The following is a 12,705-nucleotide window of genomic DNA, read 5'->3' on the forward strand; positions in this document are numbered from 1 at the left end:
ACCCGGCGCAGCATTCACTGCGGTGTGCCGAACAAGCCGGTCCAGTAGATCCCGGCATCGCTTTTCGGGTCCACGGCATAGGCGGCACCCAGCTCACGGAATTCCGGGTTCATCAGCGTGGCGCAATGCCCCGGGCTCTCCAGCCAGCCATCAACCACCTTGTGCGCGGTGTCACGCCCGGCTGCGATATTTTCCCCGACTTGCTGGTAAAGGTAGCCTGCCAGCTCGGCCCGGTCACCGGGCGTGCGGCCATCCTTGTCGATGTGGTCGAAGAAGTTCTGGTTGGCCATGGCCCGCGTGTGGTTGGCAGCCACCCCGGCCAGCACTGTGCTCCAGCTCAACGCGGGGGCTGCGGCGAACGGCTGGCCGCCGCATTGGCGCGGTACCTTGCGCGCCGCGTTGATTTCTTGCAATACCTTCTGCCCCTCGGCCTGCCAGTCGCCCAGGCGGCCACTGAGCAGCGGCCGGGCCAGCACGATGCGCCAGTCGCGGCCCTCCTGGCTGACGCCGATATCGACGAACTGCGGGTCGAGTACCACTTGGCAGAAGCTTTCTTCGATGGCACGCATGGCCGCACGTGCATCGCGTGGCCCCGACAGGCTGATGGCCTGGACATTGACCATGGGGTAGGCGGCGCGGGTCATGGCCTGCTGCAGGTCGCGGGTGCCCTCTGGCGACAACGCCAGGCGGGTGTCGCTGTTGAGCGGGGGCAGCTCCAGCGACGCCTCACCACCGCAGGGCTGGGCCTTGCTGCGGTAGACATTGATCGACTCGATCAGTTGCGCCTCTTCGCCGGTGACAGCCAGTGCCCCGGTCGACATGACCAAGCCCAGCGACAAGGCGGCAACGGATGACAGGACGCGCATGTGGATCTCCCTATGACTGGCAGCGTCGTGGTATGCGCTGCTCATCCTACACAAGCCTGGGGCTTTTGGCCCTAGCGGGTGTAAAGCAATGACGGCGCCGGCAATCGCTGCTGGCGGCATAAGAGGGAGTAGACCAATGGTCGCCGGAAAAGTGCGATGAGTTGCTAATCATTCGTATCGAGCTAGCGCGTTCGGCTGTGTACGCATCACCGGGCCAACGCCTGGTTCGGCCTGTAGAACAGGAAGTGCGTGGTCTGCGCAGTCTTGCGGTAAGCCTTGGCCCAGTCGGGGTGCACCGTGCGGTCGTGGAAGTACAGCGCACCGCCGGTAGGGTCTTTCAATTGCTGGTTGAGCGCCTTGCGTGCAATTTCTTTTGCCACAGCGTAGCGTTGCGCTTCCTCGACCTGGTCAGGGCGCCCGTCGCACCACCAGGAAAACTGGCAGGCCTTGGTTTCCACGCCCTGCTTGACCACGCCGCAGATGGTATCGGGGAAGCCATCATGGCCCAGGCGATTGATCACAACACTGGCCACGGCTGACATGTCTTGCGCATCGGCGCCCTTGGCTTCCCAGTAGATGGTGCGTGCCAGGCAGGTGAGGCTGTCGTCCAGCGGCGCCTGGCCGGCCGGGTCGACTGCCTGGGCTTCGCTTGAGGTCAGTTTTTCCGTTTTTTTCGGAGGTGGTGCATCGTTGGCCACCTTTTCTTCCAGCACTTCGGCCTTGCCTTCGGCCACTGCGGCCTTTGCCGTGTCGGCCGCATGCAAGGGGCCTGCGATCAGGGCCAAGGTCAAGCCAATCACTATCCAGGTAGCGCGCATGACAGTGCTTCCGAAAGGGGGGCTGATTGCCAGTCTAGCCAAGCGTAAGCATTAATACCAAAGGCAGGGTGGCCGCGGCAGCTACGGTCTGCAGGGCAATGATGGTGGCCATCAGGGGGGCGTTGCCACCCATCTGCCTGGCCATTACATAGGAGGACGAGGCAGTGGGTAGGGCCTGGAACAGCACCGCCACCACCGCGGCCTGGCCACTCAGGCCCAGCACGCGGCACAGCCCCCAGGTGGTCAAGGGCATGACCAGGAATTTGAACGCCGACGCTGCCATCAGCGGGCGCACCTGCTGGCCCAGGCTGGCCCCACCCAGCGCTGCGCCCACACACAACAGCCCCATCGGTAGCGCCGCCTGGCCCAGCGCCTTGACGGTGGGTTCGATGCCTGGCGGCAAGCCCAGGCCCGTCACCCGCAGCAGCAGGCCGCCGGCACAGCCGACGATCAACGGGTTGGCGAAGATTGCCCGTAGCACCGTGGTCGGTGAACTGTGGCGGGCGCTGAAACGGGCGAACACCAGCACGCAGAGCAGGTTGACCAAGGGCACGATGGCGGCATTGGCCACCGCTGCAAGGGCGATGCCGGCGCTGCCGTAGAGGCCGGCGGCCAGGGTGGCACCGATGTAGTTGTTGAAGCGGATACCGCCCTGGAAGACCGAGGTAAAGTCAGCGCCATCGTGGTTGATCGCGCCTTGGTACATCACCAGCAGCACGGCGCCGGCCAAGGTCGAGAGCATCAGCACACCGACCATGCCCATCACCGGTACGCCGTCGAGGTTGGCGGTGGCCAGGCCGTGCAGGAACAGCGAAGGTAGCAGTACGTAGTAGCTCAGGCGCTCGGCACCGGGCCAGAAGCTTTCGGCCAGAAAGCCGCGCAGGCGCAGGAAGGTACCCAGGGTAATCAGCAGGATGATGGGTAGCAGGGTGGTCAGCAGCAAGTGGAGCATGGTCGACATTCCGTGGTCGGGTACGTGCACAGACTACGGGTGCGAAATGGTTTGTAAAAACGTTGTTTTCTGCACTGACTGTTGAGAATAAATGCATGTTTCGCAGGGGGGCGCTTTGCGCCCCAATCGCGACGCAAGGCCGCTCCCACAGGGTTGAGTGCAGCACGGACCCTGTGGGAGCGGCCTTGCGTCGCGATTGGGCTGCAAAGCAGCCCCTGCATTCTCAAGCTTCAAGCGCAGTCTTCAACACCGCACTCAAATGCCGCCGTTGGCTTTTCTCATGCTCCAGCAACACCACCCGCCGGGTCAGTTGCGGTTCGCCAAATGGCAGGCATGTGGCCGGCGGCAGGCGTTTCAGGTCGTCGTCTGCCATGGGGATGATCGCCACGCCCAGGCCCATGACGGCCATGCTTGCCAGCGCTTCCTGGCTGTCCAGTTCCATCTGCTCGCTCACTTGCAAATGCTGGCGACGCAGTTCCTGCTCGATCTGCCGCCCGGCCCAGGCACGCTTGTCGAAGCGCAGGAACGGTTGACTGGCGAGCAGCTCCGGTACGCTGTACCCGGCCAATTCGGGGCTGGCAATGGCCCAGAAGCGGTCCTCGAACAGTGGTGTGAAATCCAGGCTCTGTGGGTACGGGCTGACTGGCTCAGTGGTGATGGCCGCGTCCAGTTCACCGTCCTCCACCCGACGTGCCAGCTCCGCCGACATGCCCGAGGCCACGCTGATATGCAGCTGCGGGTAGTGGGCCTTGATCCACACCAGCGCCTTGGGCAGGCGCCGCGCCAGTACGGTGTGGATCGCGCCCAGGCGCAGGCGGCCGCGCAGGCTCGGGCCGCTGGCCAGGGCGTCGGCCAGTTCGTCGTAGGCAGCCAGAATGCTCTCGGCGCGGGCGACTGCCAGTTGACCTGCTTCGGTCAGCACCACCTGCCTGCGGCTGCGGTCGAACAGGGGGACCTTTAACTCGTCTTCAAGGGTTTTGATGTGCAGGCTCACCGCCGAAGGGGTAAGGCTGAGCAAGTCGGCTGCGCGGGCAAAGGTGCCGTGGCGGGCGATGGTTACCAGGGTGCGCAGGGCTTTGAGAGACATGCGGAAGCGGTCCGGTTACAAGCTGACAGGGCAGTATTGTCAGGCCCGGCCCTGTCGCCGGCAAGCCAGGGCCGCGACAGGCAACCTTGTTCAGCGCGCAATACGCCCATACGCTTGGCTGATCCGGTCGATCACCATGGCCAAGGCGACGATCGCCAGGCCGGCCTCCACACCCTGGCCGACGTTCAGGGTCTGGATTCCCGCCAGCACATCCTCACCCAAACCGCGGGCACCGATCATCGATGCCACCACCACCATCGACAAGGCCATCATTACCGACTGGTTGAGCCCAGCCATGATGCTTGGCAGCGCCAGTGGCAGCGCAATGCGCCGTAACCGCTGCCAGCGGCTGGCCCCCAGGCCGTGTGCGGCCTGCAGCAGCGAAGGGTCGATCTGGCTCAGGCCCAGTTCGGTCAGCCGCACCAGTGGCGGCAGGGCGTAGATCAGCGTGGCGAACACGGCAGGGACCTTGCCCAGGCCAAACAGCATCAGCACCGGGATCAGGTAAACGAAGGCCGGCAGCGTCTGCATCACATCCAGCACGGGTAACAGTAGCCGCCTGGCCAGTGGCCGGGACGCGAGCAGTATGCCCAGCGGCACGCCCACCAGCACGCACAAACCGGTGCTCACCAGTACCAAGGCCAAGGTTTGCAGCAGCTTGTCCCACAGCCCGAGCATGCCAATCAGCGCCAGCAGCGCCACCAGTACCGCGCTGCGCAGCAGGCTGCGGCTGGCGTGCCAGGCAAGCAGGCCAACCAGCAGCAACAACAGCCACCAGGGCAGCAGGCGCAGCAGGTTCTCCAGGCCGACCAGCAGTTGCAGCAGCTGGTCTGAAACCGCGCGCAACTGATCGCCGTAATTGAGTACCAGCCAGTCGACCAGCCTGTTTACGCTTTCAGCGAAAGAAAACTGCAGCGCTTGGGGAAAGCCGTTGCTCACAGGCTGCCCTCGACCTTGTCGGCGACGTCTGCGGGCAGCCAGGCTTTCCACACATCGCGATTGTCACGCAGGAAGGCGAGTGCGGCCTCGCGCGGTGGCGTGCGCTTTTCACTCATGACGGCCAGCGCCTTGTTGAGCCGATCGATCGGCAGGTCGACCTGCTCGAACACCGTCACCAGGTCCGGGTAGCCATCACGGAAGGCCTTGGATACGCCGATGGACAGTTTCGCCGGCAGTGAGCGGCTGCCCTTTGGGTTAGGGTTGCCGGCATCTGTCAGGGTGGCCCAGGCCTGGGCATCGAACGGTGGTTCTTGCAAGCGGATGAGTTTGTATCGCCCCATCAGCGGGGTCGGGTTCCAGTAGTAGAACAGCACCGGCTGGCCACGGCGGATGGCGGAGGCGATTTCGGCGTCCATCGCCGCACCGGAGCCACTGCGAAAGTTCGTGTACAGCTCATCCAGGCCATACGCCTTGAGTTTCTGGCTGTTGACCGTTTCCGATGTCCAGCCGCTGGGGCTGTTCAAAAAACGGCCCTTGTCGGGTGACTCGGGGTCACGAAATACCTGTGGGTAGCGCTTGAGGTCATCGACGCTGCGCAGTTCGGGCGCCAAAGGCTTCAGCTTGCGAACAGCGTCGCCCTCGATCACGTACGCGGGTACCCACCAGCCTTCTTCTGCATTTTTGACCGTATTGCCCAGTGCGAAAACCTGGCCTTCCTGTTCCGCCTTGACCCACGCAGGGCTGCGCCCGGCCCACTCTTCGGCGATCACCTGGAGGTCGTTGCGGGCCAAGGCCACTTCCATGCTGACGGTGCTGCCGGGCAGGGTGTCGGTGGCGTAGCCATAGCCGCGCTCCGCAATCAGCCGCAGAATTTCGGTGGTGAGGGCGCCGCTTTCCCAGCTTATGGCACCAAAGTGGATGGGGGAGGGTTGCTCTGCCGATACAGCACTGTCGGTGCTGGCCAGGCCTACGGCCAGCAACAAGCCGGCCAGCAGCGTTGAAAACTTGTTCATCCAGACCTCGTCGTTTACCGCGCCTTGGGGGTGGGGGCAAGTGTAGACGACGAGGTGTTGGCGCAGGGCAGGGCTGCTTGGGGCGGCCCCGTTTACCTCAAACGCGGAACTGGTCCATCAGCGCCTGCTGCTGGTTGGCGAGGCTGTTCAAGGACTGGCTGACACGCGCCGACTCGTTGGCCTGCCCCGACAGCGATTCGGTGACATCGCGGATCGTTGCCACGTTGCTGTTGATCTCTTCGGCCACCGCGCTTTGCTCCTCGGCGGCCGAGGCTATTTGCAGGTTCATGTCGGTAATGACCGTCACCGCCTGGCCGATACGCTGCAACGCAGTCACGGCCTGGCCAACCTGTTCGACCCCGCCCTGGGCCTGACGGTGGCTGTTGTCCATGGCACCGACCACTTCGCGGGTGCCGTCCTGCAAGGCCTCGATCACCTGGCGGGTTTCTTCTACCGACTCCTGGGTGCGTCGGGCCAGGTTGCGTACTTCATCGGCAACCACGGCAAAGCCACGGCCGGCTTCACCCGCGCGGGCGGCCTCGATGGCGGCGTTCAGCGCCAGCAGGTTGGTCTGTTCGGCAATCGAGCGGATCACTTCCAGCACCGAACCGATCTTCTCGCTGTTCTGCGCCAGGCCTTCGACTTCGGCCATGGCGTTGCTCATGTCGGCGGCCAGGGCATCGATGCGTTGGGTGGTGCGGTCGATGACTGCCAGGCCTTCGCGGGTGGCCTGGTCGGCATCGCGGGCGGCCTGGGCGGCCTGGGAAGCGCTGCGTGCCACGTCCTGGGCGGTAGCGCTCATTTCGTGCGAGGCCGTGGCCACCTGGTCAACCTGGCGGTATTGCTGCTCCATGCCGGCGCTGGTTTGCGTGGCAATTGCCGAAGACTGGTCGGCGGTGCCACGGGCAGCCTGCACCGAGCGTTTGACCTCGGCGATGGTTGGCTGCAGCTTGTCGAGGAACCGGTTGAACCAGCCGGCCAGTTCGCCCAGTTCGTCCTGCTTCTGATAAGTCAGGCGGCGGGTCAGGTCGCCTTCGCCGCTGGCAATGTCCTTGAGCATTGCGGCTACGCCGAGGATCGGCCGGGTAACGCCGCGGGCCATCAACCACACCATCAGCAGGCCGGCAATGGCTGCCGCCAGCCCCAGGCCCAGCTCCAGCAGGGTACCGCTGGTGTTGAGCGCGTCCAGTTCCTGCTTCAGTTTTTCGGCAGGCCCGGTCAGTGCGTTTTCCGGCACATCCAGCAGCACGCCCCAGGGTTGCGCGTCGGGGATCGGCCGGAACGCGGCCATCACCTTCAGGCGCTGCTGGTCGTGCAGGATGGTCATCTTGCCATCGGCCAGCTTGCGTACCAGCTCGGCGCCCTTGGCCTTGTCTACCTGGTCGAAGCGCTGGGCCAGCTTGCTGGCATCGGCGCTATAGCCTGCCAGCAGGCCGACCGGGCTGAGGATACCGACCGTGGTGCGGCCCTCGTACAGGCTGCGGCTGGCCTCCTGGCTCAGGGCCTGCAGGCTGTTGAGGTTGATGTCGATGGACAGCGTGGCAAGGGTCTTGCCGTTGACCACCAGCGGGAAGACGATGCTGGTCATCAGCACTTGTTGGCCATTGATGTCATAGAAGTAGGGCTCTACCACGCACACCTTGCCAGTGGTACGCGGGCAGACCCACCAGGTGTTGGCGGGCTGGCCGCTGGGGCCGATCTCGGTGTTGGCCATGTCCTGTTCAGGCAGCGCCATGGCGGTCAGCTGGCCGGGGCGCGGCTGCGACCAGCACAGGGCAAAGCGCCCGGTTTCGTTGCTGCCAAGCTCCGCCTTGCCGGCGAACAGGCTGTCTTTGTTGTCCAGCGCGTTGGGCTCGAACACCAGCGACAGGCCGAGCAGGTCGGGGTTGGCCTGCAGGGCGGTGCGCACTTGGCGTGTCATGTCTTCGCGCAGGTCAAAGGCGTCAAGGTAGCGCTTTTCTGCCTGTTCGCGCAGGAACAGCACTTGGCGGGCGAACCCAGCGCCGTACTGGTAGGCGTCCATGAACTGACGACGGATGTTCAGCGCCTGCACCTCACCCTGTGACTCGATGCGCGATTGCGCCGCTTCGGTCAGCATCTGCATGCTGCTGGCCTTGACCAGGTCCGAGCTGTGGTCCATGCGATATAACGACAGGCCGACGAGCAAGGTGACGATGCCGGCCAGGCAGAGGCCGGCGAGCAGGGTGATCTTCCACTGAATGGAAAGTTGGCGCAAAGGCATGGGGCGGATCCCTTTTCCGGGCTCTAAGGGTTTTGACTTTGAGGCTGGGTCAGGCACCCCCAGCGCAACACGTTATCGGCCCCTAGCGTTTTTTCTTTATTCAAACATTCAATTTAAATCCTGCCCCGCTGCGTAATGTGCCGCAACATGGCGCTTTTGACATCTGCAGCCTACTGCTTCAGAGTGCGCGCTTTTTTCTGTCGTAATGAGGTAAGCCAACCATGAATGCAGTGATCGCCGCGGTCGGCATCATGCTGATACTCAGCCTGTCCCGCGTGCACGTGGTCATCGCCCTGATCATCGGTGCCCTGGTCGGTGGGCTGGTGGGCGGCCTGGGCATCGAGGGCACGTTAAAGGCGTTCAACGGTGGCTTGGGCGGTGGTGCCACGGTTGCCTTGTCCTACGCTCTGCTGGGCGCTTTTGCCGTGGCCATTGCCAAGTCGGGCCTGGCCCATGCCTTGGCTGACCGTGCACTGGCCATGATCGATCGCCAGGGGAACACCAATGGCGGCAAGGTCAAATGGCTGATGATCGGCCTGATGCTGGTGGTGGCGGTGTCGTCGCAGAACATCCTGCCCATCCACATTGCGTTCATTCCGCTGCTGGTGCCGCCGTTGTTGTATGTACTGACCCGCCTGCGCATCGACCGCCGGCTGATCGCCTGCGTGATCACCTTCGGCCTGATTACCCCGTACATGTTCTTGCCAGTGGGCTTCGGCAACATATTCCTCAATGAAATCCTGCTGGCCAACGTCGCGCGCGCCGGTGTCGACGTGAGCGGTGTCAACGTCACCCACGCCATGGCCATCCCCGCTGCTGGCATGCTGGTCGGCCTGCTCCTGGCGGTGTTTATCAGCTACCGCAAGAAGCGTGACTACGACCTGGCGCGCATTGAGCAGGTGGAGCAGGTGAGCGTGCAGTACAACCCGCTGACACTGCTGGTGGCCGGGCTGGCAATCGCCGCCGCGTTCATCGTCCAGTTGCTGCTGGACTCGATGATCATCGGCGCCATGGTCGGTTTTCTGATTTTCTCGCTGTCAGGCATCGTCAAATGGAAGGACACTGACGGCCTGTTTACCGAAGGCATGAAGATGATGGCCATGATCGGCTTCATCATGATTGCCGCCTCGGGTTTTGCTGACGTCATGAAGGCCACCGGTGAGGTGCAGAGCCTGGTGGAAACCTCCGCCCGGTGGATCGACCACAGCAAGGGCATCGGTGCCCTGATGATGTTGCTGGTCGGGCTGCTGGTGACCATGGGCATCGGCTCGTCGTTCTCCACGGTGCCAATCCTGGCCGCGATCTTTGTGCCGCTGTGCGTGCAACTGGGCTTCGACCCGCTGGCCACCGTGTGCATCGTCGGTACTGCCGGTGCCTTGGGGGACGCAGGCTCGCCGGCCTCTGACTCGACTTTGGGGCCGACCTCGGGCCTGAACGTAGATGGTCAGCACCACCATATCTGGGACACCGTGGTACCGACCTTCATCCACTACAACCTGCCATTGCTGGCGTTTGGGTGGTTGGCAGCGATGACGCTGTAAGGGGAGGGTGTCAGCCCTTGTTGGGCGGCGGTGAGATGCGGTTGAGCACGGTGCTGCCGTCCTTGCTGCGGGTCAGGTAAATCGGCAGCACCTTGGGCAGGTTGTTGACCAGGCGGGCGACCTCGCGGGTGTTGTAGATACCGCTGATGCGGATGCGGCCGGTGCTGGCATCGGCCAGCTGCAGCGGCGCGTCGAGGTAGCGGTTGATCACTGGCAGCGCTTGCTCCAGGCTCAGGTTGTCGAGCACCAGCTTGCCACTGCGCCAGGCAAGGCTGTTGCTGTAGTCATTGCTCTGCTCCAGCTGCGGCTCGAAATCGCCCTTGTGGTAGCTGGCCTGCATCCCCGGGCCCAGGCGGTAGCCACCGGCGTTGCCGTCGCTGGATACCAGTACCGAGCCTTCCACCAGGGTGACCTTGACCTGGTCCTGGTACTTCCACACGTTGAACTGGGTGCCAGTGACGCGGGTCTGGCCATTGCCGGCATGCACGATGAACGGGTGGTTGCTGTCGTGCTGCACCTTGAAGAACGCCTCGCCGCGCTTGAGCGTGACCTGGCGCTGGTCCTTGTAGTTGAGGTAGGTAAGCTCGGTGTGGAGGTTGAGCTGTACCGTGCTGCCGTCGCTCAACTCGATGGTCTGCATGCGGTCGCCGGCTTCGAAGTGCTGGTAGTGGTTGGGCAGCCAGCCTTGTTCCCAGCCCACCCAGCCGGCCAGCGGCAGCACGGCCAGGGCGATGGCGGCAGCAGATGCCAGCGGACGCCAATTGCGCGGGCGTGCGGGTAGACGGGTGGCCGGGTTGAAGTCGACGACGGTGGCGTTGCGTGGCAACAGGTCGGCGGTTTGCCAGATTTCCAGCATTGCCTGGTATTCCTCGGCATGCCGCGGGTCCGCCGCCAGCCAGCGGGCAAACGCCTCGCGCTCGCCCGCCGTGCAATCTTCAGCGTGCAGGCGCATGCACCAGTGCGCGGCGGCGTCGGTGATGGCATCGTCAGGGCTGGTGTTGAGGCGGTCGTGGTTCATTGCGGCTCCGGATTTTGCATATTCTACCCTTGCTAGAGGGCTCCCGAGAACCAACGTAATGGCGAATGACTATCAGTTGTGACGGTTTTTCATCGGATTTGCAACGGTTTTTCAGCGTTTGAGAACCCTTCGCGTGCCGCCAGGGAGGCGGAAATCCATGGGGCTGCCTTGCAGCCCATCGCGACAAAAGGCCGCTCCCACAAGTAATCGCGCACCTCTTGTGGGGCAACTGTGTTGTACGAAATCACAAAGCTTGCGCGATCACTGTGGGAGAGGGCTTGCCCCGCGAACACGGGCGAAGCCCGTGCCATGCACCGCGTGGCCTGCTTCGCGGGCATGCCCGCTCCCACGGGTAATGCGCAGGCTTCAGAACTGCGCAGCCTCCAGCCCATAAAGGCTGCTGCTGCCCGCCTTGATACTGGCTTCCAGCCCCAGACCACGCGGCAGCACGCGCTGGAAGAAGAACGCCGCACACGCAAGCTTGGCACCATGAAACGCGTCATCCTCGTCACGTTTGGCCAAGGCCACCGCCGCCATCCGCGCCCACATATAGGCATACGCCGTCAGCCCGAACAGTTGCAGGTATTCAACCGCTACCGCGCTGACCAGGTTGGCATCATCGCCTGCTCGCGCCTGCAGCCAGGCGCTGGTGGCCTCCAGTCGCGCCAGGCTCGCTTGCAAAGCCTCGCGGTGCAGCGGTGCATCAACACTGAACGCACGTACTTCGGCGGCAAAGCTGGCCAGCGCCTGGCCACCGTCGCCCAGCACCTTGCGCCCCAGCAGGTCGAGTGCCTGGATACCGTTGGTGCCTTCATAGATTTGCGCAATGCGCACATCACGCACCCGTTGCTCCTGCCCCCATTCGCGGATGTAGCCATGGCCACCGTATACCTGCTGGCCGTGCACGCAGCTTTCCAGGCCGTTGTCGGTGAAGAAGGCCTTGGCCACTGGCGTCAACAGCGCCACCAGGCGCTGGGCGTGCTCACGTTCACCGGCGTCTTCGGCGTAACGCGCCAGGTCCAGTTGCTGGCCGACGTAGGCGGCAAACGCCCGGCCACCTTCGGTGAGGGTGCGCATGGTCAGCAGCATGCGCCGTACATCGCCATGGTGGATGATCGGGTCGGCAGCCTTGTCCTGCGCTTTAGGGCCGGTGGCGGCACGGCTTTGCAGGCGTTCGTTGGCATAACGGGCGGCGCTCTGGTAAGACGCTTCGGCGCAACCGAGGCCCTGGATGCCGATGGACAGGCGCTCGTAGTTCATCATGGTGAACATCGCCGCCAGGCCTTTGTGCGGTTCGCCCACCAGGTAACCCTTGGCATCGTCGAAGTTCATCACGCAGGTGGATGAAGCCTTGATGCCCATCTTGTGCTCGATCGAACCGCAGTGTGCGGCGTTGCGCGCGCCCAGGCTGCCATCGGCCTCGATCAGGTATTTCGGTACAAGGAACAGCGAGATGCCTTTGGCGCCGGCGGGCGCATCCGGCAACTTGGCCAGTACCAGGTGGATGATGTTCTCGGTCAGGTCCTGCTCGCCACCGGTGATGAAAATCTTGTTGCCGCTGATGCGATAGCTGCCGTCGGCCAGGGGTTCGGCCCGGCTGCGGATCAGCCCCAGGTCGGTGCCCGCGTGGGGCTCGGTCAGGCACATGGTGCCGGCCCAGCGGCCTTCGTAAAGTGGCGGCAGGTAAATGGCCTTGAGCGTCTCGCTGGCGTGGGCATCGATGGCCAGGCAGCTACCAGCGCTCAACGCCGAATACAGGCTGAAGCTGCAGTCGGCGGCATAGAGCATTTCTTCGAACAGCACCCCTAGCATTTTCGGCATGCCCATGCCGCCAAATGCCGGGTTGCCGCCCAGGCCGACCCAGCCGCCTTCGCGGTAAGTTTGCCAGGCTTGGCGAAAACCGTCTGGCGTGGTGACCTGGCCGGCGGCGAAGCGCACACCTTGCTCGTCGCCGTTACGGCTGAGCGGGGCGATCAGCTGGCCAGTGACTTTGGCGGCTTCTTCCAGGATCGCATCGGCGGTGTCGGCATCGATGCGCTCGGCCAGGGCGGGCAGGCGGGCCCACAGGGCCGGGGCGTTGAACACGTCATGCAGGACGAAGCGCATGTCGCGCAGCGGGGCGGAGTAAGTAGTCATCAGGGGCTCTTGAAGTGAAGACGATATCTGTGAAAATTGCGCCATACCCGTGCAGGAGCAGACTTGTGCTGCGAAAGGGCCGGCATGGCTGAA

Annotated in this window: 10 protein-coding genes; 1 reads left to right on the forward strand and 9 read right to left on the reverse strand. The window is 63.8% G+C overall.

Annotated features, from left to right (window positions below; translation table 11 throughout):
- Positions 1 to 14 precede the first annotated feature (14 nt).
- From J3A71_RS14190 to J3A71_RS14220, 7 genes are all read right to left on the reverse strand, one after another.
- A complete protein-coding gene (locus J3A71_RS14190; RefSeq protein WP_060518254.1) occupies positions 15 to 866 on the reverse strand; it encodes a CAP domain-containing protein in 852 nt (283 codons plus the stop codon).
- 206 nt (positions 867 to 1,072) lie between these two features.
- Positions 1,073 to 1,684 carry a cell wall hydrolase gene (locus J3A71_RS14195; RefSeq protein ID WP_016487427.1) on the reverse strand — a complete coding sequence of 204 codons (612 nt, stop codon included), beginning with the start codon at positions 1,682 to 1,684 and terminating at the stop codon, positions 1,073 to 1,075.
- Between the two features lie 34 nt (positions 1,685 to 1,718).
- Positions 1,719 to 2,636: an AEC family transporter gene (locus J3A71_RS14200; RefSeq protein ID WP_096426167.1), complete on the reverse strand. Its 918-nt coding sequence runs from the start codon at positions 2,634 to 2,636 to the stop codon at positions 1,719 to 1,721.
- A 223-nt stretch (positions 2,637 to 2,859) separates the two neighbouring features.
- Positions 2,860 to 3,723 carry a LysR family transcriptional regulator gene (locus tag J3A71_RS14205; protein ID WP_016487425.1) on the reverse strand — a complete coding sequence of 288 codons (864 nt, stop codon included), beginning with the start codon at positions 3,721 to 3,723 and terminating at the stop codon, positions 2,860 to 2,862.
- A gap of 90 nt (positions 3,724 to 3,813) precedes the next feature.
- Positions 3,814 to 4,662, reverse strand: coding sequence for an ABC transporter permease subunit (locus J3A71_RS14210; RefSeq protein WP_023048698.1), 849 nt, complete (start codon positions 4,660 to 4,662; stop codon positions 3,814 to 3,816).
- A complete protein-coding gene (locus J3A71_RS14215) occupies positions 4,659 to 5,675 on the reverse strand; it encodes an ABC transporter substrate-binding protein (protein WP_016487423.1) in 1,017 nt (338 codons plus the stop codon). The genes J3A71_RS14210 and J3A71_RS14215 overlap by 4 nt, the downstream gene beginning before the upstream one ends.
- A 97-nt stretch (positions 5,676 to 5,772) precedes the next feature.
- A complete protein-coding gene (locus tag J3A71_RS14220; RefSeq protein WP_209952977.1) occupies positions 5,773 to 7,917 on the reverse strand; it encodes a methyl-accepting chemotaxis protein in 2,145 nt (714 codons plus the stop codon).
- A 221-nt stretch (positions 7,918 to 8,138) separates the two neighbouring features.
- Here J3A71_RS14220 and J3A71_RS14225 point away from each other — a divergent pair, with 221 nt between their 5' ends.
- Complete coding sequence (locus J3A71_RS14225) at positions 8,139 to 9,458, forward strand: Na+/H+ antiporter NhaC family protein (protein ID WP_102667577.1); 1,320 nt, start codon at positions 8,139 to 8,141, stop codon at positions 9,456 to 9,458.
- A gap of 10 nt (positions 9,459 to 9,468) precedes the next feature.
- On the opposite strand, the gene J3A71_RS14230 is transcribed toward J3A71_RS14225, so the two are convergent.
- Together J3A71_RS14230 and J3A71_RS14235 are read right to left on the reverse strand one after the other, a co-directional pair.
- Positions 9,469 to 10,476 (reverse strand): FecR family protein, encoded by a 1,008-nt coding sequence (locus J3A71_RS14230; RefSeq protein ID WP_016487420.1) that lies wholly within the window; start codon positions 10,474 to 10,476, stop codon positions 9,469 to 9,471.
- A gap of 366 nt (positions 10,477 to 10,842) precedes the next feature.
- The gene (locus J3A71_RS14235; RefSeq protein ID WP_096426165.1) at positions 10,843 to 12,612 is read right to left on the reverse strand and encodes an acyl-CoA dehydrogenase C-terminal domain-containing protein; all 1,770 of its coding nucleotides are present in this window, start codon (positions 12,610 to 12,612) and stop codon (positions 10,843 to 10,845) included.
- Between the last annotated feature and the right edge of the window lie 93 nt (positions 12,613 to 12,705).

It is taken from the genome of Pseudomonas sp. PvP089, assembly GCF_017875165.1.
Classification (GTDB): domain Bacteria; phylum Pseudomonadota; class Gammaproteobacteria; order Pseudomonadales; family Pseudomonadaceae; genus Aquipseudomonas; species Aquipseudomonas fortuita.

Bases quoted from the DNA above. Each gene is read 5' to 3' on its own strand.
- J3A71_RS14190 (WP_060518254.1), bottom strand. From the start codon at position 866: ATGCGCGTCCTGTCATCCGTTGCCGCCTTGTCGCTGGGCTTGGTCATG.
- J3A71_RS14195 (WP_016487427.1), bottom strand. From the start codon at position 1,684: ATGCGCGCTACCTGGATAGTGATTGGCTTGACCTTGGCCCTGATCGCA.
- J3A71_RS14200 (WP_096426167.1), bottom strand. From the start codon at position 2,636: ATGCTCCACTTGCTGCTGACCACCCTGCTACCCATCATCCTGCTGATT.
- J3A71_RS14205 (WP_016487425.1), bottom strand. From the start codon at position 3,723: ATGTCTCTCAAAGCCCTGCGCACCCTGGTAACCATCGCCCGCCACGGC.
- J3A71_RS14215 (WP_016487423.1), bottom strand. From the start codon at position 5,675: ATGAACAAGTTTTCAACGCTGCTGGCCGGCTTGTTGCTGGCCGTAGGC.
- J3A71_RS14220 (WP_209952977.1), bottom strand. From the start codon at position 7,917: ATGCCTTTGCGCCAACTTTCCATTCAGTGGAAGATCACCCTGCTCGCC.
- J3A71_RS14225 (WP_102667577.1), top strand. From the start codon at position 8,139: ATGAATGCAGTGATCGCCGCGGTCGGCATCATGCTGATACTCAGCCTG.
- J3A71_RS14230 (WP_016487420.1), bottom strand. From the start codon at position 10,476: ATGAACCACGACCGCCTCAACACCAGCCCTGACGATGCCATCACCGAC.
- J3A71_RS14235 (WP_096426165.1), bottom strand. From the start codon at position 12,612: ATGACTACTTACTCCGCCCCGCTGCGCGACATGCGCTTCGTCCTGCAT.